The organism is Chryseobacterium sp. BGA-UO-ETr-SB22 (genome assembly GCF_059567885.1).
On record NZ_JCAQOV010000005.1, the window covers coordinates 860,971 to 887,170 of the forward strand.

General features: G+C 37.6%; 26 protein-coding genes. 11 read left to right on the forward strand and 15 right to left on the reverse strand.

What is annotated here, in order from left to right; translation table 11 throughout:
* The first annotated feature begins 197 nt into the window (after positions 1 to 197).
* From AC57AW_RS11155 to AC57AW_RS11170, 4 genes are all read left to right on the forward strand, one after another.
* Entirely contained in the window at positions 198 to 596 is a 399-nt protein-coding gene (locus AC57AW_RS11155; RefSeq protein WP_496351924.1) for an ACT domain-containing protein, read from the forward strand.
* Between the two features lie 87 nt (positions 597 to 683).
* Entirely contained in the window at positions 684 to 1,151 is a 468-nt protein-coding gene (locus AC57AW_RS11160; protein ID WP_496351925.1) for a hypothetical protein, read from the forward strand.
* Positions 1,151 to 1,495 (forward strand): hypothetical protein, encoded by a 345-nt coding sequence (locus AC57AW_RS11165; protein WP_496351926.1) that lies wholly within the window; start codon positions 1,151 to 1,153, stop codon positions 1,493 to 1,495. Before AC57AW_RS11160 ends, AC57AW_RS11165 begins: the two co-directional genes overlap by 1 nt.
* 197 nt (positions 1,496 to 1,692) lie before the next feature.
* On the forward strand, positions 1,693 to 2,640 hold the full coding sequence (locus AC57AW_RS11170) for an alpha/beta fold hydrolase (RefSeq protein ID WP_496351927.1): 948 nt from the start codon (positions 1,693 to 1,695) through the stop codon (positions 2,638 to 2,640).
* Between the two features lie 76 nt (positions 2,641 to 2,716).
* Here AC57AW_RS11170 and AC57AW_RS11175 read toward each other — a convergent pair whose 3' ends face one another.
* Together AC57AW_RS11175 and AC57AW_RS11180 are read right to left on the reverse strand one after the other, a co-directional pair.
* The gene (locus tag AC57AW_RS11175) at positions 2,717 to 3,112 is read right to left on the reverse strand and encodes a VOC family protein (RefSeq protein WP_496351928.1); all 396 of its coding nucleotides are present in this window, start codon (positions 3,110 to 3,112) and stop codon (positions 2,717 to 2,719) included.
* Positions 3,113 to 3,213: 101 nt separating this feature from the next.
* A complete protein-coding gene (locus tag AC57AW_RS11180) occupies positions 3,214 to 3,900 on the reverse strand; it encodes a Crp/Fnr family transcriptional regulator (RefSeq protein ID WP_496351929.1) in 687 nt (228 codons plus the stop codon).
* Between the two features lie 398 nt (positions 3,901 to 4,298).
* Here AC57AW_RS11180 and AC57AW_RS11185 point away from each other — a divergent pair, with 398 nt between their 5' ends.
* Positions 4,299 to 5,024: a YoaK family protein gene (locus tag AC57AW_RS11185; protein WP_496351930.1), complete on the forward strand. Its 726-nt coding sequence runs from the start codon at positions 4,299 to 4,301 to the stop codon at positions 5,022 to 5,024.
* 54 nt (positions 5,025 to 5,078) lie between these two features.
* Here the strand turns inward: AC57AW_RS11185 and AC57AW_RS11190 are convergent, their stop codons facing one another.
* Together AC57AW_RS11190 and AC57AW_RS11195 are read right to left on the reverse strand one after the other, a co-directional pair.
* Positions 5,079 to 5,897 (reverse strand): DUF4249 domain-containing protein, encoded by an 819-nt coding sequence (locus tag AC57AW_RS11190; protein WP_318847898.1) that lies wholly within the window; start codon positions 5,895 to 5,897, stop codon positions 5,079 to 5,081.
* 3 nt (positions 5,898 to 5,900) lie between these two features.
* Positions 5,901 to 8,231: a TonB-dependent receptor gene (locus AC57AW_RS11195; protein ID WP_496351931.1), complete on the reverse strand. Its 2,331-nt coding sequence runs from the start codon at positions 8,229 to 8,231 to the stop codon at positions 5,901 to 5,903.
* 415 nt (positions 8,232 to 8,646) lie between these two features.
* Here AC57AW_RS11195 and AC57AW_RS11200 point away from each other — a divergent pair, with 415 nt between their 5' ends.
* From AC57AW_RS11200 to AC57AW_RS11220, 5 genes are all read left to right on the forward strand, one after another.
* A complete protein-coding gene (locus AC57AW_RS11200) occupies positions 8,647 to 9,249 on the forward strand; it encodes a TlpA family protein disulfide reductase (protein WP_496351932.1) in 603 nt (200 codons plus the stop codon).
* Between the two features lie 38 nt (positions 9,250 to 9,287).
* Complete coding sequence (locus AC57AW_RS11205) at positions 9,288 to 9,851, forward strand: Crp/Fnr family transcriptional regulator (protein WP_496351933.1); 564 nt, start codon at positions 9,288 to 9,290, stop codon at positions 9,849 to 9,851.
* A 99-nt stretch (positions 9,852 to 9,950) separates the two neighbouring features.
* Entirely contained in the window at positions 9,951 to 10,340 is a 390-nt protein-coding gene (locus tag AC57AW_RS11210) for a RidA family protein (protein ID WP_496351934.1), read from the forward strand.
* Positions 10,341 to 10,436: 96 nt separating this feature from the next.
* Positions 10,437 to 11,225 carry an SDR family oxidoreductase gene (locus AC57AW_RS11215; RefSeq protein ID WP_496351935.1) on the forward strand — a complete coding sequence of 263 codons (789 nt, stop codon included), beginning with the start codon at positions 10,437 to 10,439 and terminating at the stop codon, positions 11,223 to 11,225.
* A 258-nt stretch (positions 11,226 to 11,483) separates the two neighbouring features.
* Positions 11,484 to 14,969, forward strand: a complete 3,486-nt coding sequence (locus AC57AW_RS11220; RefSeq protein WP_496351936.1) for a glycosyltransferase family 117 protein — start codon at positions 11,484 to 11,486, stop codon at positions 14,967 to 14,969.
* Positions 14,970 to 15,398: 429 nt separating this feature from the next.
* Here the strand turns inward: AC57AW_RS11220 and AC57AW_RS11225 are convergent, their stop codons facing one another.
* The 11 genes from AC57AW_RS11225 to AC57AW_RS11275 form a co-directional block, all read right to left on the reverse strand.
* Positions 15,399 to 15,851: a hemerythrin domain-containing protein gene (locus tag AC57AW_RS11225; protein ID WP_496351937.1), complete on the reverse strand. Its 453-nt coding sequence runs from the start codon at positions 15,849 to 15,851 to the stop codon at positions 15,399 to 15,401.
* A 69-nt stretch (positions 15,852 to 15,920) separates the two neighbouring features.
* Positions 15,921 to 18,164 (reverse strand): nitric-oxide reductase large subunit, encoded by a 2,244-nt coding sequence (locus tag AC57AW_RS11230; protein ID WP_496351938.1) that lies wholly within the window; start codon positions 18,162 to 18,164, stop codon positions 15,921 to 15,923.
* A 13-nt stretch (positions 18,165 to 18,177) separates the two neighbouring features.
* Positions 18,178 to 18,903: an iron-sulfur cluster repair di-iron protein gene (ric, locus tag AC57AW_RS11235; protein ID WP_496351939.1), complete on the reverse strand. Its 726-nt coding sequence runs from the start codon at positions 18,901 to 18,903 to the stop codon at positions 18,178 to 18,180.
* A 42-nt stretch (positions 18,904 to 18,945) separates the two neighbouring features.
* On the reverse strand, positions 18,946 to 19,371 hold the full coding sequence (locus tag AC57AW_RS11240) for a c-type cytochrome (RefSeq protein WP_496351940.1): 426 nt from the start codon (positions 19,369 to 19,371) through the stop codon (positions 18,946 to 18,948).
* A 12-nt stretch (positions 19,372 to 19,383) separates the two neighbouring features.
* Positions 19,384 to 19,947 (reverse strand): SCO family protein, encoded by a 564-nt coding sequence (locus AC57AW_RS11245; protein WP_496351941.1) that lies wholly within the window; start codon positions 19,945 to 19,947, stop codon positions 19,384 to 19,386.
* A gap of 5 nt (positions 19,948 to 19,952) precedes the next feature.
* Positions 19,953 to 20,783 carry a formylglycine-generating enzyme family protein gene (locus AC57AW_RS11250; protein ID WP_496351942.1) on the reverse strand — a complete coding sequence of 277 codons (831 nt, stop codon included), beginning with the start codon at positions 20,781 to 20,783 and terminating at the stop codon, positions 19,953 to 19,955.
* Positions 20,784 to 20,818: 35 nt separating this feature from the next.
* Positions 20,819 to 21,856: a copper-containing nitrite reductase gene (nirK, locus tag AC57AW_RS11255; RefSeq protein ID WP_496351943.1), complete on the reverse strand. Its 1,038-nt coding sequence runs from the start codon at positions 21,854 to 21,856 to the stop codon at positions 20,819 to 20,821.
* Positions 21,857 to 21,874: 18 nt separating this feature from the next.
* Positions 21,875 to 22,366 carry a hypothetical protein gene (locus AC57AW_RS11260; RefSeq protein WP_496351944.1) on the reverse strand — a complete coding sequence of 164 codons (492 nt, stop codon included), beginning with the start codon at positions 22,364 to 22,366 and terminating at the stop codon, positions 21,875 to 21,877.
* A gap of 165 nt (positions 22,367 to 22,531) precedes the next feature.
* On the reverse strand, positions 22,532 to 23,308 hold the full coding sequence (locus AC57AW_RS11265; RefSeq protein WP_496351945.1) for a class I SAM-dependent methyltransferase: 777 nt from the start codon (positions 23,306 to 23,308) through the stop codon (positions 22,532 to 22,534).
* 91 nt (positions 23,309 to 23,399) lie between these two features.
* Positions 23,400 to 23,831: an RrF2 family transcriptional regulator gene (locus AC57AW_RS11270; protein WP_496351946.1), complete on the reverse strand. Its 432-nt coding sequence runs from the start codon at positions 23,829 to 23,831 to the stop codon at positions 23,400 to 23,402.
* A gap of 98 nt (positions 23,832 to 23,929) precedes the next feature.
* Positions 23,930 to 24,742, reverse strand: coding sequence for an AraC family transcriptional regulator (locus AC57AW_RS11275; protein ID WP_496351947.1), 813 nt, complete (start codon positions 24,740 to 24,742; stop codon positions 23,930 to 23,932).
* Between the two features lie 131 nt (positions 24,743 to 24,873).
* On the opposite strand from AC57AW_RS11275, the gene AC57AW_RS11280 reads away from it, so the two are divergent.
* Positions 24,874 to 26,196, forward strand: coding sequence for a TolC family protein (locus AC57AW_RS11280; protein ID WP_496351948.1), 1,323 nt, complete (start codon positions 24,874 to 24,876; stop codon positions 26,194 to 26,196).
* Positions 26,197 to 26,200 lie beyond the last annotated feature (4 nt).

A 26,200-nucleotide genomic window follows, 5' to 3' on the forward strand; every position in this document is an offset into this window, starting at 1 on the left:
TTAAAAGAGGTGTATGAATAACCTTCAACAGGCTTCTTAAAAAGCCAAATGAAAAAAACACAAATACACATAAAGAGGTTCAGTTGACAGGTTACAATTACAAAACAAAAAAGGAGGCATACAGCCTCCTTTTTTGTTTTTTATCATTTGATAAACAGATGCTGTAATCTATATCTTAGTTTTGTACCCAAAAAAAGATGACAGGAGAAAAAGATCTGACCGTTTTGCTTCAGAACATGGAACCGGTATTAAATGCCGGAGAATATGTATTTTGTACCGTTGAAAACCTCCGTGAGATACCGTATATAGAAAACGTTTTGTTTTTCTTTCGGGAAACTGAAGCTGTTACCATTGTTTTAGAAAAAACGACAGCAGATAAATGGCGCATGGCTTACAGTTATATTGCTTCATGGATTACTCTTAATATTCATTCTTCTCTGGAAGCTGTAGGACTCACTGCAGCCTTTGCCAATGCCCTGAACCAGAAAAATATAAGTTGTAATGTAGTGGCGGCTTATTTTCATGACCATATTTTTGTGGCAAAAGAAGATGCTGAAAAGGCGATGGAAGCTCTTTATACTTTAAAAAATAATTGATGTAAGTTTATACCTTATTTTTACGTTTAATTTTTAACTTTATTTTTAAGTCCAGCCCACATCTCTTTTAACTTTGAATAACTCCCTATGAAGATTTTTTTTATCCTTTTTTTTGCCGCAGCTTTTCAGCTGTGCCCGAGCCAGTCGTTAATACAACAAATAAAGTTTGATAATGTAAGTAATGATGACCGGATAAAAATTGAAAAAATCAACCAGTTGTTACCCCAAAGCAAAAAGCTCAGAGAACAGAACTGCAACGAATATGCAATAAAATATTATGGCTGTATATTGGAATACAGGATGATATATATAAATAATAATGAACCAATCGCTATGGATGAAGCCAAATTTGACCGGATTACTGCGATGAACTCGGATGGCACTGAAAAAACAAATAATTATATGACCAATACCAGAACCTATATTCTTAATTGGGATGATAAGAAATTTGTCTCAAAGAGTGCTACTATCAGTGAGAATGGAATTTCTATGGCAGACAATTTCTATCTTGATAAAGCTGAGATAGAGCGAATAATGAAAAAAACTAAACAATAATGGAAATAAGATGCCCAGGCTGTCTTGGAACTTTTAAGGCAAACCATGATCAGGAACTTTTTATTACAGAAGCTATACAAAAAGGCCAACGTCTTATCATGACTGACTGCCCGAAATGTTACAAACACATCCCTGTAAATCCTGCTGATCTATTATCAATGGAGTCTCAGAAAGATGAAGATCAAAAGAGCAGCCAATCAGTTATTATTAACTGTCCGGTTTGTTCAGACGGTATTGTAAACTATATTGATGATGGGAATGAAAAATTTTGGGGATGTGGAGAATGTGGGACCGTTTGGGTTTCAGAAAAGGATTTTCAGCAATCTGTTTTAAAGAAATCGTAGATGATCATAATTCCTCATTCTCGTCGGAAAAAATACATTTATTATATTTAAAAAGAAAATAATTGATGGTTTCTCAATTTTTCGGTTTCTGAATTGTCTGGATAAACCGCTGAAATGTCCTGTTCCATATGTTTTTGAGTGTGCTGCCTGTTTTTGTGTTTTATGTTTGCACCATAATCAAACAAAAATAAACGACAATGAAAACAATCAGAAAAATCTCAGCTGTTAGCCTATTATGCTTAACTCTTTTTACCGTAGTGACGGTGTCCTGCACTGAAGAAAATGAGCCTCCCACGGTACAGGAGATACAAAACAGAAACCACCAAACTGCCAAAACCCAATTCATAAACGTTAAAGGAAATGCCATTGCATACCGCGTTTTGGGAAAAGAAGATGGAATTCCATTGGTTCTTCTGCCGGGATTGGGTGGGTCAATGGATGACTGGGATCCTGCAGTAACAGATGGACTGGCAAAAAAATATAAAGTAATTATCTTTGACAATAAAGGAGTGGCTTCTTCAAAGGGAATTACCCCGAATACGGTTCAGGCAATGGCGGATGATGCTGTCGATTTTGTCAAAGCATTGAATTTGAACAAAGTCAATATCATGGGATTTTCTATGGGCGGGTTTATTGCGCAAAGAATAGTGCTGACTTATCCTTCACTTATCAATAAAGTGATTTTAACCGGAACAGGGCCTCAGGGAGCCATCGGATTATCAAACCTTCCTAATATCATTGCAGGAACAGCGGGATTAAGTCCTGAAGCTTCTTTCCTGAAATTCGGATTTACAGAATCTGCTCAGAGTACCGCGGAGGGAAAAGCATCATACGCAAGAATTCAGCTTCGTACAACAGACAGGGATATTCTTTTAAGTGATGCTGCTTCCAATTCGCAATTTACTGCTGTATTAAGCTGGGCGCAACCCAATGCTGATGCTCTTACAGAGATACAAAAGATCAAAAATCCTGTACTCATTGTTCATGGTGAAAATGATCTCCCGGTGTCTGTTCAGAATGCGAAAAATATGGCTCAGAATTTAGATCAGGCAGAATTGGTGATTTTCCCGGATTCAGGGCATGCCTCTTTCTATCAATACCATGATAATTTTGTAGGAAAAGCAATTGAATTCCTTGGAAAATAAATTTAATATTTAAACATTCATATCAATAAAACTCGCTGTGGTGTTCAGCGAGTTTTTGTTTTTATTGATGAAATACTTAGCTGAATTTTTGTACAGCTTCTACACTTACAGGAGTAAAGAAGTTAATCAGATTTCCATCCGGATCACAGAATAGAAGCGATCTGTTTCCCCAAGGCATCGTTGTGGGTTCCTGAATAATTTCGGAAGCTATACTTTTAATTCTTTCGTATTCTTCATCTACATTTTTAACCATAAATTCAATAATGGTTGATTTTGTTCCCGCGAACTCTGTAAGACCTTGTGAAAACATTTGCATTGTCCGGGTGCTTCCGATCGCAATCGTTATAGAATCTGCAGAAAGCTCTGCAAAATCTTCAGTATACCATCTGGCTGTTGCTCCCATGGTTTGTTCGTAAAATTCTACTGCTGCTTTGATGTCTTTGCTGATGAGTCTTAATGAAGTAAGTTTCATAAGGTATTTTTTTGTTTGAATTAATTTTAAACAAAGGTAATAGGTACTTATGACAACAGCTTGTCAGTAGAAAATTAAAGCTTTTAAACTAAATTATTTGACTAATAAAAATTAGCAATATGAATTAGCTGCTTAAAGTTGAGGATTTGTATTTTCCGTCCTTCGGATCTGATGAGTTTTTCCTGCTTGAAGTCATTGATAATTCGGGCCAATGTTTCTCTGGCTGTCCCTACCATATTTGCCAGATCGATACGGGAAAGGGAGATGAATACTTCCTGCTCAGGCTCATTATTTGATTTATACTTATCATGAAGAATAAGCAGGCTCAAAGCTGCTCGCTCTCTGACTGTACGATGAGATAAAACAGCAATGAGATTGGCCATGACACTGAATTCATGGCTTAAAGATTTCAGCAGCAGCCTTGAAAGTACTGATGACTGCCCAAGGATATCCATAAAATTGTCTTTTGAAATAAAAGAGATAACAGAATTTTCCAATGTTGAGGTTGTATCCCCATAGGATTCATTACTCAAAATAGCAGAATACCCAAAGAATTCCCCCGAACTGTAAATGTAGATAATCTGTTCTCTTCCGTCATTATCAACCTTGTATTTCTTTATTTTGCCTTCATTGAGATAGTAAACGCCGTTAGGTTTTGTCCCGTCAGTAAATATAGGTTCATTTTTACGGTAGTTCCTGGTTTTCATGGCTCCTGTAAGCAGATTTTTATCATATTCAGGGAGCTCATCAAAAAGATACTGATTATTAAAAATAAATTTTGAGATCATAATTTTTCTATACAGACTATTGAATAAAACGCTCAGTTTTTTAACTTAAATCACATTTTAAGCTGATGCAGATCACCAACTTTTTTTTCTAAACGAATTACTTTTACAAAAGTAATAAAATTGATTTTGAATCAAGAAACAGAACATTTTGCAGAGGGGTAGAGAAGCTGTTTTTACAACTTATAAAGGGTTATATTTTACTACTCATACCGTAAAAGAGATAGAGGAAATCTATAAGAACACTGGATAAATATTTAAGCGGACATGTTTTTCACAGTTTGACACTGACATTTCTAAATTATTTTTTTTTACTTATTTATCTTATCCAGCTGTTTTTTAGAATAGCATTTTAAAGATGGGCTTTTAAAATCTGTATTTTGAATTATTAGAAATATAAAATGTTCAGACACAGAGGGAAAAACAGAACTTATTTTCACAACCTAAAACTGGCATCAGTACTTTCATTTGTTGCCGGAATAGTGAATATTGTAGGTGTTTTATCCGTTAAAGTACTTACAACTAATTTAACCGGGCATTTTGCTTTTTTTTCTGAAGAGATTCTTCTCGATCATTACAGTGAAGCACTTATTTACTTTCTGTTTATTATCTGTTTCCTGGGAGGAGCTTTCTGTTCCAGCTTTTTGGTAGAATTTTCTTCAGGACACAGAACATTTCGCCCGCATCTCATTCCTTTAATAATTGAAATTTTGATACTGGGATTTGTAGGAATGTCAGATGATAAGGTATTAAAAATCTCAGTATCTCTTTATACCATTGCAGGTCTTTTGCTGTTTGCAATGGGAATGCAGAATTCATTGGTGACAAGAGTATCACAGTCTGTGGTGAGAACGACCCATCTTACAGGATTGTTTACAGATCTCGGAATAGAGCTTTCAAAACTGTTTTTTAAGGAGAGGGAAAATGAACAGAAACAGCTTAAAAAAAATATTACCCTGAAGCTGGTTATCATAGCCTGCTTTTTTTCAGGATGTATAATAGGAGGTTTTGGGTACAGAATCATTCATTTGAAAACACTGGTAGTAACAGCAGGATTATTGTTTTGTGTTATCAGGTATGATAAACTTTTGTACCGATATTATGCTTTAAAAAGAAAACTGAGATAACCTTAAAGAGATAAAAAAAGGATATTCCGTTGATTGGAATATCCTTTTTAAATGTTATGGTGTTGTTGTCTGTTGAATCACAAAAGTTTCCGTATCTGTTGTGTGAGCTGAAAAATAACCTAAAGCTCCATTGTTGATATTGCTTGGTGGATTGGCTGGAGTAGCGCCCCCGCCATTGCCTCCGGAAATCTGAAGGAGAGCATTATAATAGGTGAATATATTGTTATCAATAGATTGCATCTCTACATGGATTTTGTCTCCTACGATCACTTCATGATCTCTGCCATCGTTATCATCATTAGGTAGAATCAAAGGCTGTTGGTTAAGCATTCCGTTATTTACATTGTCTGAAAAGGTATTCATGTATTTTTTAGGAAGATCATTGATTGTGAAACTAAAAAGATAACGGTTTCCAAGCGGCATTGGATCTGTAAAGATGGGTAAGAGGGTATATGTAATTTTATCACCGAATTTGAAAAAACTCTGTTCAAGTCCGTCAAAATGAACAATTTCAGGCATTCTGCTCTGAGCGGTATACTGTTTTCCCTCTGCCTGTATTTTCAGGGTATAGGTTCTTCCGGGCTGGCCTGCAAAAGTGGTTGTTTTGTACATTCCGTTTCCTGTGTACTGAAGTGTTTCAGTCTGGCCTGTATCATCACTTAAAACAACCTGAGCTCCGGTTACAGCCGGATACTGGTTAGGTTCCGAAAAACCAACTGATTTTGTAATTTTTACAGTATAAGGTCCGGGTTGGTTGGTTATATTTCCTTCAATGACAATATTTCCGCTTTGATCGTTCAGATCCAGGTCGATCTCTTTTTCACAAGAAGTTAATGCAAAAAGAGATAATATGATATAAAAAGTATTTTTCATGAGTTAGAATTTGAAGTTATAAGTGATGTTGGGTACCCATCGGAACAGAGAAGTCTGCATTGCACGTGTTGTTCCGGGACGGTCAGGATTGTCTTCGAAGTTGATGGTGTAGGCATTTTCTCTACCGTACAGGTTATAAATACCGAAGGTCCATGAACCGCGGAAGCGCTTATTGGAAGTTGGCTCATAAGTAGCACTCAGGTCCATTCTGTGATAAGCAGGCATCCTGTCAGCATTTCTGTTGCTGTATTGGAATATGGTTTGTCCGTTCAGTTCATATTTTCCGGTAGGGAAGGTAACGGCATTTCCTGTGCTGTAAACAAATAGTCCTGAAAAGCTCCATTTCGGATTAAGCTGATAAGTGGCAACGATGGATAGATCGTGGGTTTTATCCATTCTGGCGTTGTACCATTCGTTATTATTAATTCCGTTGATCTTTCTTTCCGTTTTAGAAAGGGTATAGGAAATCCATCCCGTAAGTTTTCCGCTTTTCTTTTTAGCAATAAGTTCCAGACCGTAAGCTCTTCCTTTTCCGAACAGTAGCTCACTTTCTACATCAGATCCGGCATCAAATCCAATCTGAGCTCCGTTTTTGAAGTCGATTTGATTTTTCATGGATTTATAGTAAACTTCAGCATTCAATTCATAATTATTGTTGTTGAAATTCCTGCTGTAACCCACACTGATCTGGTCTGCAATTTCAGGTTTTACCGTATAGCTGCTTCCTATCCACTGATCTGTAGGATTTCCACTGTTGCTGTTGCTTAAAAGGTGAAGATTCTGCGTATTTCTGGAATAACCTCCTTTCACACTGCTTACTTCGTTGATGCGGTAGTTGGCACTAATTCTCGGTTCAGGATTCACATACGTTTTCCCGAATTTTCCTTTCTCTAAAAATTCACTGTCGGTAAGTACTCCGTTTTCATATGTATTGAATGTATCTCCTCCTAATACACTGAATATTGCAAGTCTTACTCCATAATTGATGGTTAGCTTTTCCGTTGCTTTAAAATCATCATTGATATAAACCGCATTCTCCCATGAGTATCTCGGATTTCTTGGGAAACTGCTTACTGTAGTACCAGAAGCACTGCTTGGAGTAAGGGTGTGATAAATAGACTGAAGGCCGAAACGTACAGAATGCTTGTTCCCGGCAAACCAGGTGAAGTCCTGCTTAAGGTTCCAGTCACGTATTTTTGAATTTAAATCAAATACCGTATCATCATTTTTCAGACTGATTTTGTAATCATAATTGCTGTAGATGAAAGATGTATTAGAGAATAGCTTACTGCTGATAATACTGTTCCATCTTAAAGTTGCCGTTGTATTTCCCCAGTCTGTATTAAAGGTATCTCCCAATCCCAGAACATCTCTTCCGAAATATCCTGACAGGTAAATACGGTTGTTTTCGTTGATCTGATAATTGGCTTTCAGGTTAAGATCATAAAAATATAATTTGTTGTCTTTATAATCTTTATTGGTTTTAAGAAACAAATCGGCATATGTTCTTCTTCCCGAAACAATGAATGATGATTTTTCCTTCTGGATAGGCCCTTCTACACTCAGCCTGCTGCTGATCAGACCAATTCCACCATTCAGGTTGTAGTCTTTATTGTTTCCGTCTTTCATTTTGACATCCAGAACGGAAGAAAGGCGGCCTCCGTATTGTGCAGGGCTGTTTCCTTTAATGATACTGGCATCTTTCAGGGCATCACTGTTGAATGTACTGAAGAAACCAAGAAGGTGAGATGCGTTATAAACCGGAGCTTCATCCAGTAATATCAGGTTCTGGTCCGTAGCACCACCTCTTACACTGAATCCGCTGCTTCCTTCACCATTACTTTTGATACCTGGCAGAAGCTGTATGGTTTTCATCACATCCTTTTCCCCAAAAAGAACAGGAAGTTTTTCTATACTTTTTATATTTAACGTTTCTGCTCCCATTTGAGCGGAGGTTAAATTTTTATCCTTTTTTACGGCGGATACCACTACTTCGTCAATTGTTTTTGTAACTTCTTCCTGCGGCAGAAGAGGAAGATCTAGTTTAATATTTTGATCTAGTTTAATCTGCTGTTCAAAATCTTTATATCCAGGATTGGAAATAATGATGGTATAAGTACCTGCAGGCAGTGAAAGAGAGTAAAAACCATATTCATTGGCTGAAACATTGATGGTAGGATCTTCACTTACTTTTACCGATACTCCGATTAACAGTTCACCGTTTTTTTTGTCTTTCACGGTTCCGCTTACAGAATAGGTTTGTTGGGCTATTGCCAGGGTACTGAAACAGAGCGCTGCGGTGGCAGCGGTAATTTTAAAAAAGGATGTTTGCATTAGTTTATTTTAAAGTAGTAGATCTCTTGTATAGGAATTAATGTTTTGTTGATGTACGATTAGTTAGATGAATAGGGAATTTGTTACACGTAACAAATTAATTATGAAATAAATCCATTGAAAAAATGTGTTTTTGGAAATGGTAAAAGCAAGAATTGGATAAGACTATTACATAAAAAATAATATTATGCATTGTATATTGATTGATTAATTGTCTTTTAGTTAATTATGTTAAAAATAAATTATTAACGGTTGTGTGCGAGCTTTATTGCTGGCTGTTATGAAAATAATACAACTTACTACTTCAATGGCTTTTATTTCTAGTGACGGAAAGGCTTTTAGCTTAAAAACGCTTCTTCCGGATTTTTGATCGGAATTTTAGTCTTATCTTGGCTAAGAATTAAGAAGAAAGGGTATGGAAAATGTGAAAGTGTGGATCAGGAAAAATGGTTCTACTGCAATACTGACAATATTGTTCATTATCGTATTGGTGAATAAAGATGCAAAGGCATGGTTGATGAGACAGGTTGCTTCTACAGGAATCCTCAATTCCAGTATATCAGAACCGAAAGAGGAACAAAGTGCCTCAGGACAAGCTTCCTACGCCGGGTTTATGCTGAAAAATGAAGATGGAACCGTTGTCAATACTTCTGCTTTACAAAACAAGGTAGTCTTCATCAATTTTTGGGCATCGTGGTGTCCTCCGTGCAGGGCAGAGTTTCCCTCCGTTCAGAAGTTGTATGATCAATATAAGAACAATCCGGATATGGTATTTCTTACTGTAAATCTGGATGACGACACGGCTCTTGGAAAATCTTATTTAAAAGAAAAAGGCTTTACAGTTCCATTTCTGGTGCCTGCTGGCCATATTCCTGATGTACTTTACAGTGGATCACTGCCCACAACGGTAGTACTGGATAAAAGAGGAGTAATTCGTCTGCATCATAAGGGATTGGCAGATTACAGCAAAGATTCTTTTTACAAACAAATCGATGAATTGTTGAAGCAGAAATTTTAGTTGTTTAAATCGTATTTTTATATCATAGGAAACAGAACATGCTACATTTGCTAAGATCTCACATTGAAAAAATAATCCCTCTTAATGATGATGAATTTGAATTCATATCATCCTGCTTTACCTATAAAAAATACAAAAAACATCAGTTTTTAGTACAGGAAGGAGAAACAGTACCTTATAATTATTTTGTTCTGAAAGGTCTTCTGAAACTGGTTTACACCGATGAAACCGGAAAAGAACATATTATTGGATTTGCTATGGAAGACTGGTGGGAAACAGACTTCCTGGCTTACTATCAGCAGGCTTTGGCAACAATGTCTTTGGAATGTCTTGAAGATACGGAAGTATTGTGTCTTCAGTTAGATGACTATAAAAAACTCTGTGCCCATCTGCCAAAACTGGAGCATTTTTTTCTTGAAAAAGCATATATGGGATTTATTACCGCTCAGCAGCGAACCGTTTCTATGATGACCACCGGAATAAAAGAACGGTATGATCAGCTTTTGAAAAAGTATCCCTCTCTTGTCCAACGTGTCCCGAAATCTCTTTTAGCTGCTTATTTAGGAGTTTCCAGAGAAACTTTGAGCCGGTTACCATTATAAGAAAGTGATTGTACTCACCTCATAATCGTGATCGGGATCACAGGAATTTGCTGTATTTGTTCTGCAATTTTGTACAGTAACATATAACAAATTCATACAATGGAAAAAAGAACGGTTAACCCATGGAAATGGCAGGATGAGAGAAGCTATTCTCAGGCTGTAGAGGTAAAAAATGTTGAAAGTACTTTATACTGCTCAGGACAGGCGGCTATTGATCCTGATGGAACATCCAGTGATCAGGATATGAAATCCCAGGTGGAACAGACTATTGCCAATCTGGAAAAAGTGATCCACACAGCGGGATATGAATGTAGTGGTATCGTGAAACTGAATATCTATACAACTTCTACTGAAGAATTCTGGCCTTATTTTCCCATCCTTCAGGAGTGGATTGCCAGACATAAGATCGAGCAGGCAACGACAATGCTGGAAGTAACAGGTTTATTTGAAACTTTAAAAATAGAACTTGAAGCTACAGTGGTCAAATAAATGAGAAATTGAGTTTAAAAAATTAAACCTTCAAAATATAATTTGGAGGTTTTTTCTTACATTTATCCTATACCAATTACCATATTTAAAGATCATATGAATATTCAACTTTTTTCAAAAAATGCTTTAGTAGGTGGGGCAACTCAGGGAATAGGAGCAGGAATTGCCACAGAGCTGGCAAAATGTGGCGCTAATGTTACCGTTATGGCCCGCAATGAAACAAAACTTAAAGCTTTCGTTTCTTCACTGCCAGTAATTAATCCGGAGCAGAAACACGAGTATCTGGTGGCTGATTTCTCGGACTTTGAAAATTATAAAAAAATGATAACAGGATACTTTAATGACCATTCGGTTGATATTCTGGTTAACAATACAAACGGTCCGGAACCAGGTTTAGCACTCGATAAAACCCCGGATGATTATCAGAAAGCATTTGATCTTCTTTTTAAAACGGTTTGCGAAACAACTTTATTGGCTTTGCCTCATATGATCCGGCAGAAAAAAGGACGTATTATCAACGTTTCTTCTTTGTCAGTTAAAGAGCCAATCGGAAATCTTGCGCTGTCAAATTCTATCCGTTCTGCAGTCATTGCGTGGGCAAAAACCCTTTCGAATGAAATTGCACAGCATAATATCACCGTAAATAATGTTCTGACAGGATATTTTGATACCGAACGAATTCAAAAACTGGTTACCCATGAAGCTCAGCAAAGTGGTGCTCCGGAAGAAGAAATAAAAAGAGCAAGAGAAAATAAGATTCCCATGAAAAGATTCGGGCAGCCGGAAGAATATGGTCATCTGGTAGCTTTCCTGGCTTCAGAATATTCAAATTATCTTACCGGAACCAGTATTCCTTTAGATGGTGGATTGAATAATACGTATTAAAGATTTATAATAATTCAAGATATTTTAAACCACAAAAGACACAAAAGTTTTTAAGCATTAAGCTTCACATATATTAAAGCACACTTAAGTTTTGAAAATTTTTTATTTTCTTCTTATATGAACTTTTTGTAGGGGTTCATTTTAAACTCATTGAATTGGAATAAAGCTTTTGTGACTTTTATGGTTAGAATAAAATAAATTTTCTTTCATGTAATAAACCCTTTCCCCCGGTTGTCATATACATATTGAAAATATTATATGAAAAACTGGTCATTTAAAAAATGGAACACCGTACTGGGGTGGTTCCTTTTTGCTGTTGCACTTATCACTTATCTTTCAACAATGGAGCATTCCCTGAGTTTTTGGGACTGTGGGGAGTATATTTCTTCTGCGGTAAAACTGGAAGTGACCCATGCTCCGGGAGCCGCTTTATTCGAGATTATGGGAGCGGTGGCGAGTATTTTTGCTTTTGGAAATGCAGAAAATTATTCTATTGTGATCAATGCGATGTCATCAGTATTCAGTGCATTTACTATTTTGTTTCTGTTCTGGACGATCACCCATTTTTTAAGACAGCTTTTAAATAAAGAGTTTGAAGAAGTTAACAAATCTCAGGAGATTTCAATTTTGTTTGCCGGGGTCATCGGGGCTTTATCCTTTACTTTTTCAGATACCTTCTGGTTTTCAGCAGTAGAAGGAGAGGTCTATGCAATGGCTTCTATGTTTATTGCATTACTGGTCTGGCTGATCACCAAATGGGAGAATGAATCTAAAGCGGCTGACAGCGAGAGATGGATCATTCTTATTTTCTTTATAATAGGTCTTTCTGTGGGGGTACATATGATGTGTATGCTGGCTATTCCTGCCATATGCCTGGTATATTATGCCCGAAACTATACTTTTTCCTGGAAGAGCTTCATGGTTGCCAATCTGGTAACGTTGGGGATTCTTGCCTTCGTATTCAAGATTATTTTCCCTTTGGTCATGACCATGTTTGGAAAACTTGAAATTTTCTTTGTGAACGGACTGGGACTTCCTTTCCATTCAGGGACAATTGTCGCATTTGTTCTTATGACTGCAATAAGTTATTTCCTGATTAAATATGCAAGGAAAAAAAAAAGAAAAGTTTATCAGACCATCGTTTTATCCGTTGTGTATATGATGATTGGTTTTTCCTGCTGGCTGGTGATTCCCATCAGGGCAAATGCCAATCCGCCGATGAACCTTAATGATCCGGATACGGCAATAGGAATGAGAGATTATTATAACAGGGTACAGTATGGTGACTGGCCTACCATTTACGGACAGAATTACACCGCATTTCTTGATAAAAACGGTTTGGAAAAAGACGAAGACGGAAGCTATAAAAGAGATGTTACAGGAGATATTTACGAAAAGGATGAAAAAACCGGAACCTACAGAAAAACCGGGGAACGATTCAATTATGTATTTAATAAATCGCATATCAGTTTCATGCCGAGGATGTTTAATGAAGATAAAGAGGTTACAGCCAATTATATTGCTTTGTATGGCGCTCCTGATTTTACCTTCAAGTATGATAATGAAGACGTAGCGGATAATCCTGAAGCTAAAAGGATTTTTGATGACCTGAGAGCAAAATATGAAGGAGATTCTATCACCGCAGAAGATTATCTGAAAGTAAAACCTTATGATCTTATTAAGGTGCAGCGTCCTTCCTTTGCTCAGAATATGGATTATTTCATCTCATTCCAGAACGGATACTACTTTGTCCGATATCTGATGTGGAATTTCGTAGGAAGGCAAAACGATCTTGAGGGGCATATGGAAAACACCAATGGGAACTGGATTTCAGGATTTTCTTTCATTGATAATGCTTTGTTGGGCGACCAGGACCACATGCCTGCTAAATTTAAAAATGAAAGTACGGTCAAGTTTTTCTTTCTGCCTTTGATTTTAGGACTTATCGGTTTCTTTTTCCAGCTGAACAGAGACTTTGGGAGATTTTATGCTATTCTTTCGCTGTTTATTCTTACAAGTATGGGAATTGTTTTCTATACCGGGGTAAAACCATTTGAAGTGAGGGAAAGAGATTATGCAATGGTAGGTTCATTCTATGCTTTTGCGATCTGGATTGGTCTGGGGGCAGGAGCTGTACTTTGGATGATTCAGTCTAAACTTAAATCCAATGCTGCTAATATTGTTCTGGGAATTATATTGCTGGGAATTCCTTTTATGATGGGATTCCAGAATTATACTTCGCATGACAGGAGCAAAAAGACCGCAGCCCGTGATTATGCCTATTCATTTTTACGTTCGCTGCCTAAAGATGATATTATTTTCATTTATGGTGATAATGATACTTTTCCGGTATGGGGAATTCAGGAGACCGAAAGATTCAGGGATGATGTGAAAACGGTCAACTTTACCCTTTTAGCGACACCATGGAATATAGATCAGGTAAAAAGAAAAACATACAATGCTAAGGGGATTCCGGGAGAGCTCACTCACGAAGAGTACAGAGACGGTGTCAATGATCAGGTGTATCTGATGAAGAAAGAGGATTGGGAAGGCGTGTTCCAGATGTTGAAAGAACAGGGAGCACCAAACACCACTTTTCAGGAGTTTAGAAAATTTCTTACCCAGGATTCTCTGACAGTGAAAGATGCTATCAGATTCCTTAAAATAAAATCATCCGAAAAAGATGAATTGCTGAAGATGTATTTCGGGGAAAAGCAATATGAAAAATACAATATTCTCCCGGTAAGTAAATTTATACTTCCGGTAAATAAGGAAAATGCTGTAAAATCGGGGATCATCAATCAGGTGGATCTTCCCAAGGCTGTGGATCAGATTATGATCAAATATGAAGCGAATACTCTTTACAAAAGTAATCTGATGATGCTGGATATGCTGGCCAATTTCGACTGGAAACGTCCTATTAATTTCTCATCAGGCGGAATGTATGACAGTGAAAATATTTTTTACCTTGATGAATATCTGCAGTTTGACGGGTTCAGCTACAGATTGGTTCCTATTCACACGCCTCAGAGTCCGGATGGAGATAAAGGAAGGGTAGATGCCAATTCTCTTTATCAGGTGGTGAAAAACTTCAGATGGGGTAATTTTAAAGACCTCAGCATTTATTATAATGAAACGGCTACTTCCAATATTTTAAGCTACAGAATGTCAGTAAGCAGGGCTGTATCTGCACTTGTAGTCAACGGACAGAAAGCTAAGGCATTAGAACTGCTGGATCTTGCAGCGAAAGAAATTCCGGTTGAGAAGTACAACGATCCAAGGTCATTAAGCTCAATAGTAACCGGATATATTGTTGCAGGACAGGAGCAGAAAGGTCTTCAGCTGGCAGAAACCCTTAAGAAAGGAATATTTGAAGAATATGACTACTATCAAAATCTTTCTCCAGCATTTAAAGCAGCTGCCAGAAAACAGATGAGGTCAAAACCAATGGAATATGCTTTAGTTATTTCAGCAGTCACAGAAGCCTACAAAACGTTGGGACAGAATGAAAAAGCACATGCCTATGTTCTAAAGTCAATGGAACCTATTGATAAAAAACTCAGTGTTTTTATAAAAGGATTGCAGCAAATGGGCAAAGAGAAAGCGATTAAAGAATCGGAAAATGTGCGACAGATTGCTCCTTTTTACCAATATTTATTCAATGTCATGGAGCCTTTTGATTCTGCATATTCCAGAAAAAAGGAAATTGAGATTACCAATGCTATGATGAAAGCAACACAATAGAATGGAAAAGGGGCTGTTTCAAAAGTGTCATTCTGAGTGAAATGCAATGTAATGAAGAATCTCATGTATATGATTATCAATAAGATTTTTCCTTCGTCAGAAATCGAAGATTCGACGTAGTCAATGACAAAAGTCAACAATTTGACTTTTTGAAACAGCCTCTTTTTAATTATAGAAGCTGTCTAAACTTACTGTGAGGATTCTTAACCACAAAAGTCACAAAAGTTTTAAATATGCAATTTTTTCTAGAGCCAAACTTTATACATAATAAGTTCACATAAGATGAAAATCTTTGATTTTCATCTTATGTGAACTTTTATCCGACATTATTTTAAACTTATTTGGACTAAAGTTTTTTTAAATGAAAGCTTTTGTGACTTTTGTGGTTTTTTCTGAAGTTTAACTAGCATCAATAAAATAAATTCAAACTTATTTCCAGAATTCATCTTGATAATCATCCTTTTCTTCCGTATGGATATCATTCAGTGCTGTTCCGATTTTTTCCAGAACAGGTACTTCCAGTTTTTCTTCAAGATGAGGAAACCATTCGCGCTCTTCAAAACGGATATGCTGTTCCAGAAGGTCTGCAAAATCTGAGAAAAGATCAATATTTTCTGAGGATGAAATTTGAGAAATAATATTCTGAATCTGTCTGTGTTCTTTCTGTATACGGAGCGTATATTCATCTTCAAGATAAAGAAACAGAATTTCCTCTTCTTCCCTGAAATGCTTTTTCAGATGAAGATTCCAGAAATACTCGATATAATCTTTAATCCGGGAAACCTCAATTTCTTTTTTCAGTCCCTGTCTTATTTTCCAACTGCATAGAAGCCCGAAATGATGATCTTTGGAAAGCGGGATAATATTTTCATTACGTTTCATGATTTTTTTTTGATTAAAGGTAATCAAACCCCACAAGTTGGATAACTCATGAGGCTTGAATAAAGAATGCTAACGTTTTTCTTTCAACGACCAACCCAATTTAAGTCCGATGATGAAAATTACCAGAAGCAGCTCACCTGCAGCCAGTAAAATATCTCCCGGAACACGCATCCATCTCAGGAAGTGCATGATATCCGTCTGCATAAATTCCGCAGAACGGGCATACCAGTAACCTTCTTTTATAGAGGCTACCGACTGCATAATGCCTATAGGAAGAAGACTGATGGTTACCATTACCAGCAATCCGATATTAGTCAGCCAAAAAGCCCAGCCTATTAATTTATCATTCCATTGTCTGTCAGGATAAAGTCCACGTAATACAAACAACATTAATCCGATTCCTAAAATTCCGTATACTCCGAACAAAGCAGCATGGCCGTGAACAGCAGTGGTATTCAGTCCTTGAATATAATAAAGCGCAATCGGTGGATTGATAGCAAATCCAAAGATTCCAGCGCCCAGAAAATTCCAGAAACACATTGCAATGAAGCAGTAGATCGGCCATTTATAAGCCTGAATCCACTTGGTTGATTTACTCAACTGGTAATTTTGGTAGGCTTCATAACCAATCAGGACAAGCGGTACAATTTCCAATGCACTGAAAGTAGCTCCTAATGCTAATACAGCCGTAGGTGTTGCACTGAAATACAGGTGGTGGAATGTCCCTAAAATTCCTCCAGCAAGAAATATAATCGTAGAAAACAATACTGAATTGGTAGCAGATTTCAGTCTCAATAATCCCAGTCTTGTAAATAAAAATGCTGCCACTACCGTTGCGAATACTTCAAAGAAGCCTTCTACCCAAAGGTGAACTACCCACCATCTCCAATATTCAGCAATGGCCATATGGGTTTGTCTTCCATACATTAATCCTGCTCCATAAAATAAAGCAATAGCTACAGCTGAGAGGGTAAACAGTGTCAATAAATGACGGTCTCCATCTTTACGTCTTAATGCCGGAAGCAGCGCTCTTACCATTAAAACCAGCCATAAAATAAGTCCTACCAGCAGTAAGATCTGCCAGACTCTTCCAAGTTCCACATATTCATAGCCCTGGTGTCCCCAAAGGAAATTATCAACAAGACCAAGCTTCTGCATCACACCAAGCCACTGTCCGGTAAGAGAACCCAGAACAACGATCAGTAGAGCTCCAAATAAAATATTCACTCCCAGTTTCTGGTACTTCGGTTCATGTCCGGAAACTGCCGGGGCAATATAAAGTCCTGTTGCAAGCCATGAAGTGGCAATCCAGAATATCGCCAACTGTACATGCCAGCTTCTGGAAACCGACTGAGGTAAAAACTGATCCAGCGGAATACCATAAAACCCACTTCCTTCCACACCATAGTGAGCGGTAACAACTCCGGCAAGCATTTGAACCAGAATCAGTAAAGCAACTACCCATATGTACTTTAATGTAGCTTTCATAGAAGGGGTAGGCTTCATATTTCGCAGCGGATCTTCAAGTGGAAGAATCTCGCTGATCTCTTCCTCTTTATTTCTGGCATGGTAAAACACCAGAAGACCTACACATCCCAACAAGAGCAGTACGCTGAAACCAGACCATAAATGCAGCGAAGGCGGAGGAACGTTTCCTACCGATTCATCATGCGGCCAGTTATTGGTATACGTCACATCATCTCCGGGCCTTTCCGTAATGCAGACCCATGTGCTCCAGGCAAAGAAAGCATTCATCTGAGCCATTCTTCCGGTATCTTTGATGGTATTCTCCGGGATGGCGTACTGATCCCGGAGTTTTGCCATAGAAGCATCATTCATAAATAAATTTGAATAATACTGAGCTAACTGTTTTTGTACCTCGGCCCGTTCGGGAGAGAAAACAATTTCATTATTGCTTTCATTGAATGTATTGGTACGGAGTTCTTTTTTCAATAGTACCTGATATTTAGCCTGCTCATCATCCGGAAGGTCTTTATATACTTTACCGTCCTTTTTGGCCAGTTCATCAAGCAGCAGCACAGATTCTCTATGAAGGTAATCTGCAGTCCAGTCAGGAGCAATATAAGCACCATGTCCCCAGATACTTCCTACCGTTTGCCCTCCAATAGACTGCCAGACATTCTGCCCGTCTTTTATATCCTGTTCGGTAGCAATTACAGTTCCATCTGTAGTCACTACTTTATCAGGAATTGGGGGGACTTTTCTGTAAATTTCAGTTCCGTAAAAGATAAGAACAGCAAACGAAGCAACCATTACTACAGCAAGCCATATCCAAAGTTTTTTAGGTGTCATTCTGTATTAGTTTTTATGATTCAACGGAAAATTCTTTCTCTAATCGGATTGCTTTTGGGAAAAGGATATTATTCTCAAGATGAATATGTTTATGTAAGTCATTTTCAAAATCCTGAAGCATGGCAAATGCTACCTTATAGGTGTTGCAGGCATCTGCGGGAGGAAGATATTCATCCGTGATTTCGGCAATTTTTCTGAAACGTTCTCCTTCCACTGTATGCTCGTGCTGCATCATATTAACAGGATTTTCTACTGTTCCGAAAGGAGGCTGGGGAAGTGCTTCTCCTGATATTCTGGCCTTCATCATATTTCTTACAAAAGGAAACAGGATCAGTTCTTCTTTTTTCATGTGAGCTGCCAGATCATGTGCCGACTCATTGAATATTGCATTAATTTCAAACAGCTCCGGATGTCTGTCTCCGTGTACTTTACATAATTTATGAAGGAAAGCTTGCAGAACAGGCGTTTTTTCTTCTACATACCGGTGATGGGTTTTCTCAATATAATCTGCCAGCAAATCCAAAGGCCAGCTGTTGAAATCTATTGCAGATCCTTCATTTTTCGGAAGATCTTCGAGTTCTTCATAAATCTTTTCCGGAGCAAGTTTTTTAGTGCTGCATGCTTCTTCTATGGTTCTTCCGCCTTTACAGCAGAAATCAATTCCATGTCTTTTAAAGATTGCTGCCGTTCTGAAATCTTCAGCAACCATATTTCCTATAAAGTCTGTTCTTGTGTTCATAATATAATACTTTTTTATCTTTTATTATTTTAAATTTTTTTACTATTTCTTAAGTGACAGAATGTATTTTACCATCAGCTTGGCGTTATCTTTACTCAGTCCTGCGTGAGGAGTCATCGGAATTTCTCCCCAGTTACCTTTCCCGCCGTCAATAATTTTCTGTGCAAGCATATCAATATCTGCATCTTTGTATTTTGCAGCAACTTCCTGATATGCGGGGCCTACAAGTTTTGAATCAATTTTATGGCATGATAAGCAGTCTGTACCTTCTACAAGGGATTTTCCTTCAGCAATTTCTGCATCAGCTCCTGAAAGAGGAGTGGCAGCTGGTGATGCTTCCTGAGGTTTGGGTTCTTCCAGCATGGTATTGGTTTCCTGTGGCTGAGGAGTAGGATCTGTACCTTTTTTATCTGAACATGAAGTTACAGCAAGTGAAAACAGCACAGCTGTTACAAGTAATTTTTTCATAATCTTATCCATTTAAAGTTGTATTTGTTTTTTTATTTCGTTCACAATAGCTTCATAATCGCTATCGAGACCTTCTTTTTGAAATGCAAGAGTTCCCTTTTTTGAATACACTGTAATGATATTGGAGTGGGAAAATTCTATAGGGGATATCTGCTTATATTTTACAGCCATTATATTCGCCAGTTCCCGGGTATCTTCTTCATTACCCCGGATGAAAGTCCATTCCTTTTCATCAAATCGGTTTACATAGAGGTATCTCTTCATTACTTTTGGAGTATCATTTTCCGGATCAATAGAGATTAATATATATTGAATATCCTTTGGGTCTACTTTTCCTACTTTCTGGGCAATTGTTCTCATTTCTGCGGTCAGTTTTGGGCAGGCCGTTTTACAGGAAGTGAAAATCATTGCGGTTACCAGTACTTTCCCTTTCAGATCTGAGAATGTAATGTTTTCGCCATCCTGTTTTTCCCAGTTTGTCTGTACGTTGTAGATAGAATCTGGGCTTACCTCTTCATTTTTCCTGCTACAGGATGTCATGATCAAAGCCAGTAATATCAGGGTTATATTTTTCATAAGGGTCAATTTTTGTTTTTAGCACATCTGAATCCGAGATTGTTAAGGCAGTAATCTGCTTTTATACTTCCTCTTAATGCGTACCGGATGAAGGCTGCATAATTTCTTAAATCAGAAGAAGTTACTGCAGCTCCGGCACAGAAAAGGTTGTCATTTACCGTATTATCTTTTCTGGATTCTCCGCTCATCATCACTGAATTGAAATCATAAGTCCATTCCCAAACCATTCCATACATGTTATAAATTCCGTAATAATTGGGCGGTTCTTGTTTTATTGGTTGTTTGTTTTTATCCTTTTTTTGATAAGCCTTCAGAATATAATCTGTAAAGGCGGGATCTCTGGAGGCATCCAGAGTGTGTTGATCTGCGAGTGCTGCATATTCCCATTCATCGATTACCGGAAGTCTTTTTCCTGTACTTTTTGCATACGCTTCAGCTGCAAACCATGAAATGTTGGTGACTGGTGCTTCCGGACTTATTCCTGCCGGGATTTCGTAGTCACTTTTCCAATGTTTCAGGTAATTACTGTCTGCATAGAGTCTTAGCACTTTACTTCTTGTCCATTGAGGATTTGCTTTAAGAAACTCAAGATATTCCCCATTTGTAACAGGGCTGTCATCCAGATAAAAAGACTGTACTCTTACAATTCTTCCCGAATCTTTCCCGATGAATGCTTTATATGTTCCTCCCGGTATTTCAATCATTTTTTTCTGACTTACAATCAGGTTTAAATGATGTTGGGGTGAAATTTTCACCTTCGGACTTTTCGTCTGTTCAGAACAACATGTCATTAGTGAGCATACTGCCAGACATACTATAACTGCAAAAGCTCTCATTGTTTCTCTTTTGAAATCCCAATGAACTTAATTCATTACTGATTCTTTTTATATACTGCCGGATTTTCTGGTCCGGTTACTTTTATCTTACCTAAAGCGCCTTTGTTGAACGCTCTGAAAATAGCATGATCTACAATCACATATTCTCCGGGAACTGTCGCTTTAAATTCTACGATAGACGCTCCTCCGGGAGGAATTACCGTGGTCTGTACATTGTCATTTATTTTGCTGCCTCCTTCGATGTATACTTTGTCAAATATTTCCCCGATAATGTGGAAAGATGAGGTAAGGTTCGGACCGCCGTTTCCCACAAAGAATCTTACTGTTTCACCCGTTTTTACCTGAAGCTCTTTATCTCCTAAAAGAGAAGCAGTATTTCCATTGAAGACTACATATTCAGGATGCTCGGCAATCGCTTTATCCATGTCAAACTCCTGCAATCCTTTGTCCCCGAATTTACCTTTAGTATAAAAATCCCCCTGCATAAGGTAGAATTCCTTGTCAACTTTTGGAAGGCCGCCTTCAGGCTCTATAAGAATAAGACCGTACATCCCATTGGCAATATGCATTCCCACAGGTGCTGTTGCACAATGGTAGACATATAATCCGGGGTTGAGTGCTTTGAAAGTAAAAGTTGCTTCTTTACCGGGAGCTACAAAAGTAGCTTCAGCGCCACCACCGGGTCCGTTCACAGCATGAAGGTCAATATTATGTGGGAAGGTATTATTTTCATGGTTTTTAAGATGAAGTTCAATATCATCTCCAACTCTTGCCCGGATAAAGCTTCCGGGGACTGTTCCGTTGAAAGTCCAGAAATTATACTGTGTTCCATCTGCCAGTTCGCCCGTTTTCTCTATCGTTTCCAGTCTTACAATAATTTTTTTAGCAGCCCGATTTCCCACTGGAGCTGGAACATTGGGTGGGGCTGGCATTTTTAATTCTTCGCTTGTGCCATCCGTTTTGATATTTTCTGTATTGGCACCATTAGTTGTATCAGCTGAAGTGCTTTGTTTGCAGGCATTGAATAGCATCACTGTGCACAAGGCCGCGGTGAGTATGATCGTTTTTTTCATAATAAGGGAATTAAGAGTTTAAATTTTTCTGCTGGAGTAAACATTTTGCAGAATTGCTTCAGTATTCATTTTTTGTTTGGTAAATTGTAAGCCGATGGCTATACACAGGATGATTGCTTTGGCAGATTCGGCATAGATGAAATAATTATGCATTTCTGAAGATAGAACCGGTTTTCCGGCTGATAACAGTTGTGCCCGGTCATCAAGAACTGGGAGCATCCAGAACTTTTCTAACAGCAGGATTGCTAATAAAAAGGCTATTATTATAAAGTCTGTTTTTGTATATTTTTTTCTGCTTATAAACATTCCTGCTATAATAAGGATCAGGAAAGCACATTGTATTTTTGTGGATATCCCAAACATCATCATTCCCAGTTCAAGGGCTACAGGAAGTGTCATTCCTGAAACCTGAAATTTCATAGGGGTTTCCAGAAAACTGACCGTGATAAAAACGCCTGCCATCAGACATAGCATCATTAATACAAGAGGATTTTTGGCATTCAGTTTCATTTTTTTACTATTTAGAATATTAATCGCCTTTTATCTTTTATTGAATTGTTTTTTTGATCAGGTTTTATCAAACAATCATTACCTATTTAGTTTTTAAATATGAGTCTGATACTTTTTAGCATGACCGGAATAATGATCTTTCTTTGTGAGGCAGTCTTTCAAAACTTATTCTTTTCTTGCAATAATCACAACAGCACACATATTTTTTTCATGTTTTTTGAATATCCTTTTCATCTGAAAAACTCTTTTTCTGATGGACGGATTGAGTAATATATTTTTAGCAATTTTAACCGCTCCGGAAACCCCTTCGTCATCAATAACTCTTTGAGGTTCTAAGAGATGCATGGGTTCGGTTTCTACTTTTAATACTTTAAATCCTTCTTTTTCCAGTAAAGCTGTCCACTCAGAAACAGTCAGCGGACGTGCATTTACCTTAATAGCTAAAGCCAGTTCCTTCTGAATATACAGTTTTACATTACTGTCGAGGTTTTCAGGTCTTAAGGCCAGTTCATGAATTGCATAATATCCCTGAGGCTTCAAGATTCTATAAGCTTCCTGAATAATTTCTGCTTTCCTGTGATCTGCATGCATACTCAGCATAGCTTCTCCATATACTTTACTGGCGGATTGCTCCGGTAAAAAGCTCTCCGCGGCATTTCCCAGTTTAAATTGGGCTGACGTTCGCCCAAATTCTCTATTCAGATAATCTACCGCATTTTGTTCAGCATCAATTCCTATATATGAGTTAGGCTTTTTTTCCAAGGTCATATGTGCGGTAAAACCAAGACCGGGAGCAAATTCTACTATATTATCTGCAGAGGTGATGTCCAGCATCGACAACATTTTTTTGGTAAGCGCAAGACCTCCGGGACGCAGTACTTTTTTACCGATTTTAGCCAGTAACCAGTGTCCGGACATTTTTTCAATATTTTCTGTATGCATTAGTTATTTTTTTAGTTAGTGAAGTAGTGGGTATCGTTTTGAAATTTATAATATATAAAGATCTTTTTATCTTTTATTTAATTAATTTTTTTTACACCTTGAGATGGGTAAGCTTTAAATCCAGATTATCAACAAATGTTTGAATTTTTGAGGTTTCAAGCATGATACGGAGATCCTGTCTGATGCTTTTAAACTGCTCATGCAAAGGGCAGGGGTGCGTTTCTGAACATTGATCCAGTCCAAGTCCACAACCGGAAAAAAGTTTATCACCATCAATTTCCCTTACAATATCAGCAATGGACGTTTTCAGGTTTTTCTGATCCATATAAAAACCTCCATTCGGACCTTTGGCAGATTGTACAAATCCTTTTCTGCTGAGATCCTGCAAAATTTTGGCGATAAAGTGTTCCGGTGAATGGATGCTTTTTGAAATCTCTTTAATCCCGACCCTGCTGTCATTTTTAGACTGCTGGGCGATGTAGATCAAAGCTCTTAAGGCATATTCACAGGTTTTTGAAAACATTTGACTGAGTTTTATGAGACAAAGATAGAAAGATATTTTTAATAAAAGATAAATTACTCTTTTATTTTTTTAAAGCTGACGAAGGTCATATAAAGTAATTATCCGATTGTATTCTGAGTCGTTTTATTACTCTTTCTCAAGTCTGAGGGTCTGGATTGTGTAAATTCACGGAAAGTATCACTAAAGGCGCTAATAGAGCTGTAGCCCACATCATCAGCAATTTCATTAATGGGCTTATCTGTATTTAAAAGTAATTCAATGGCTTTGATAATTCTTAATGTTTTCAGGTATTGAAGAAAAGAAATATCCATATCAGCTTTGAATAGACGGGACATGGAGCGCTCACTCAAACCAAATCTGCCGCTTACACTGGCCAAAGTAAGTTTTTCCCCGATATTCCACTCCAGGTAAGATACAATTCTCATCATCTGTTTGTTGTGTGTAGCGGGAAGAATGATAGGTAAAGGCTGCTGGTGGGTTTTTGGCAATATTTTTTTTAAAGCGACCAGAAATTCAAAGTTTTCATCTTTTGAGGTAACATGTTTTTCATCCCATATTTCTGTATACTTAATCATCTGAATCAAAAGTTCTGAGGCCGGATATATTCCCAGCCTGCTGTAGAAAGGATCTGAGGGATCATCATGGGCATAAAAATAAAGAGAGCGCAGAACAGTGGCGGTGTGTCCGATTTCTAAAATATGTTCCATTCCCTGCGGAACCCAGAAGAAATGCCGGGCCGGAACTACATAGGTTCTGTTGTTGATTGTAATATAGGCAATGCCGCCTTCTACATAGCTCAGCTGACCTTTTGTATGCTTGTGGAAAGGAATCAGTTTTTCCGATTTTTCGTGCATAACAAATACACTTTTATCGTCTTTGTCAATATCAGGAAGTGCCGCAATTAATCCCATAAAAAATATAAAATACCAATGAAAATGCAAATATAATCATTTGGCCGGAATCATGTAAAACTTGACTATTTTAGATAAATATAATTTCCGGATTGAGAATAAATTTGCAGTGCAATAATTCGAAAATTCAAATGAAAATTTATGTCGCCGGATTGCTGATGTGGGGAATTTCCTGCACAATATCAGCTCAGACAGGCAGCCCAACAAAGGATACCCTACGACTCTCCTTAAAAGATGCATGGCAGAAAGCTGAGGAAAACAGCCGCCATATCAGAATCAATACCATCAATGTAGACATTGCGGAAGCTGAAGTAAAAGATGTGAAAAGAGAACGGCTTCCGGAAATAGAAGTTAAAGGTTCTGCAGAAAAAGCATCCAACATTCCTATCTATGAAAACGGAATTTTTTCCAAACCAACCCAACATGAAGTCATTCACACACTTTACCGTGCAGGAGCAGATTTTTATCTGAACATTTATAACGGAAACAAGCTGAATCTTAAGATTAAGGAAAACCAGACCCTTCAGAAAATTAAGGAGATCCAGAAAGAGCAGTCTGTTTCTGATATTCATTACAAAACAGCAGCTCTTTATCTTGAACTTCAGAAAACTTTAATTTTCAGAAACCTTATTCAGCAGGATATTGCCGATCAGAAAACACAGCTCAAAGAAATTCAGGCTCTTTATAAAAACGGGGTTGTTTTAAAAAGCGATGTTTTAAGAATTGAGCTTGAACTTTCGAAGCGAAAGATGGCATTGGTGACGATAGAAAATGATATTCTCATTGCTACCCAGAAACTGAATATTATCCTTGGTATTCCTGATGAGCAGACTGTCATTCCTGAAGCACCATCTAATCAATGGAATGAAAATACGGCTTACAGCGACTATTTGAAACTGGCATTGGATCACTCTTTCAATTATCATGTCTCTGAACAGCAGACAGAGTTGAGTAAGATCAAACTGAAGCAGGTAAAAGCGAATGTAAGACCTAAAATCGGGATGTATGGTGAATTTTACTATGCCAATCCGCAGATTTTTCTTTATCCCTACAATCCTTATTGGTATTCATTGGGAATAGTCGGAATCAAGGCTTCCTTTTCCATCTCTTCCCTTTACCACAATACTCATAAAGTAAAAGCCGCACAGCTGGAGTTTGAAAAAGAAGAGGAGGTACACAAGGATACAGAAGATAAGGTAAGACAGCAGGTGAGAGAAGCCTATCTGAGGTATCAGGAAGCTCTTGAACAGATAAAGGTAGCGGAAGCCAATGTCGTCCAGGCCAAAGAGAATGCACGTATCATTAAGAATACGTACTTCAGCCAGACTTCGCTTATTACAGAACTGCTGGATGCGGATATACAGCTTCTTCAGACAAAATTTGAACTGGAAGCAGCAAAAATTATGGCACAGAACAATTATTATTTACTACAAAACATTACAGGCGTTTTATAATACA

Coding starts and splice junctions, on each gene's coding strand:
- AC57AW_RS11175 (WP_496351928.1), bottom strand. CDS start 3,112: ATGAAACTTACTTCATTAAGACTCATCAGCAAAGACATCAAAGCAGCA.
- AC57AW_RS11225 (WP_496351937.1), bottom strand. CDS start 15,851: ATGAAACGTAATGAAAATATTATCCCGCTTTCCAAAGATCATCATTTC.
- AC57AW_RS11190 (WP_318847898.1), bottom strand. CDS start 5,897: ATGAAAAATACTTTTTATATCATATTATCTCTTTTTGCATTAACTTCT.
- AC57AW_RS11205 (WP_496351933.1), top strand. CDS start 9,288: ATGCTACATTTGCTAAGATCTCACATTGAAAAAATAATCCCTCTTAAT.
- AC57AW_RS11260 (WP_496351944.1), bottom strand. CDS start 22,366: ATGAAACTGAATGCCAAAAATCCTCTTGTATTAATGATGCTATGTCTG.
- AC57AW_RS11220 (WP_496351936.1), top strand. CDS start 11,484: ATGAAAAACTGGTCATTTAAAAAATGGAACACCGTACTGGGGTGGTTC.
- AC57AW_RS11165 (WP_496351926.1), top strand. CDS start 1,151: ATGGAAATAAGATGCCCAGGCTGTCTTGGAACTTTTAAGGCAAACCAT.
- AC57AW_RS11265 (WP_496351945.1), bottom strand. CDS start 23,308: ATGCATACAGAAAATATTGAAAAAATGTCCGGACACTGGTTACTGGCT.
- AC57AW_RS11230 (WP_496351938.1), bottom strand. CDS start 18,164: ATGACACCTAAAAAACTTTGGATATGGCTTGCTGTAGTAATGGTTGCT.
- AC57AW_RS11250 (WP_496351942.1), bottom strand. CDS start 20,783: ATGAGAGCTTTTGCAGTTATAGTATGTCTGGCAGTATGCTCACTAATG.
- nirK (WP_496351943.1), bottom strand. CDS start 21,856: ATGAAAAAAACGATCATACTCACCGCGGCCTTGTGCACAGTGATGCTA.
- AC57AW_RS11280 (WP_496351948.1), top strand. CDS start 24,874: ATGAAAATTTATGTCGCCGGATTGCTGATGTGGGGAATTTCCTGCACA.
- AC57AW_RS11170 (WP_496351927.1), top strand. CDS start 1,693: ATGAAAACAATCAGAAAAATCTCAGCTGTTAGCCTATTATGCTTAACT.
- AC57AW_RS11245 (WP_496351941.1), bottom strand. CDS start 19,947: ATGAAAAATATAACCCTGATATTACTGGCTTTGATCATGACATCCTGT.
- AC57AW_RS11275 (WP_496351947.1), bottom strand. CDS start 24,742: ATGGGATTAATTGCGGCACTTCCTGATATTGACAAAGACGATAAAAGT.
- AC57AW_RS11270 (WP_496351946.1), bottom strand. CDS start 23,831: ATGTTTTCAAAAACCTGTGAATATGCCTTAAGAGCTTTGATCTACATC.
- AC57AW_RS11210 (WP_496351934.1), top strand. CDS start 9,951: ATGGAAAAAAGAACGGTTAACCCATGGAAATGGCAGGATGAGAGAAGC.
- ric (WP_496351939.1), bottom strand. CDS start 18,903: ATGAACACAAGAACAGACTTTATAGGAAATATGGTTGCTGAAGATTTC.
- AC57AW_RS11195 (WP_496351931.1), bottom strand. CDS start 8,231: ATGCAAACATCCTTTTTTAAAATTACCGCTGCCACCGCAGCGCTCTGT.
- AC57AW_RS11155 (WP_496351924.1), top strand. CDS start 198: ATGACAGGAGAAAAAGATCTGACCGTTTTGCTTCAGAACATGGAACCG.
- AC57AW_RS11200 (WP_496351932.1), top strand. CDS start 8,647: ATGGAAAATGTGAAAGTGTGGATCAGGAAAAATGGTTCTACTGCAATA.
- AC57AW_RS11185 (WP_496351930.1), top strand. CDS start 4,299: ATGTTCAGACACAGAGGGAAAAACAGAACTTATTTTCACAACCTAAAA.
- AC57AW_RS11160 (WP_496351925.1), top strand. CDS start 684: ATGAAGATTTTTTTTATCCTTTTTTTTGCCGCAGCTTTTCAGCTGTGC.
- AC57AW_RS11215 (WP_496351935.1), top strand. CDS start 10,437: ATGAATATTCAACTTTTTTCAAAAAATGCTTTAGTAGGTGGGGCAACT.
- AC57AW_RS11180 (WP_496351929.1), bottom strand. CDS start 3,900: ATGATCTCAAAATTTATTTTTAATAATCAGTATCTTTTTGATGAGCTC.
- AC57AW_RS11240 (WP_496351940.1), bottom strand. CDS start 19,371: ATGAAAAAATTACTTGTAACAGCTGTGCTGTTTTCACTTGCTGTAACT.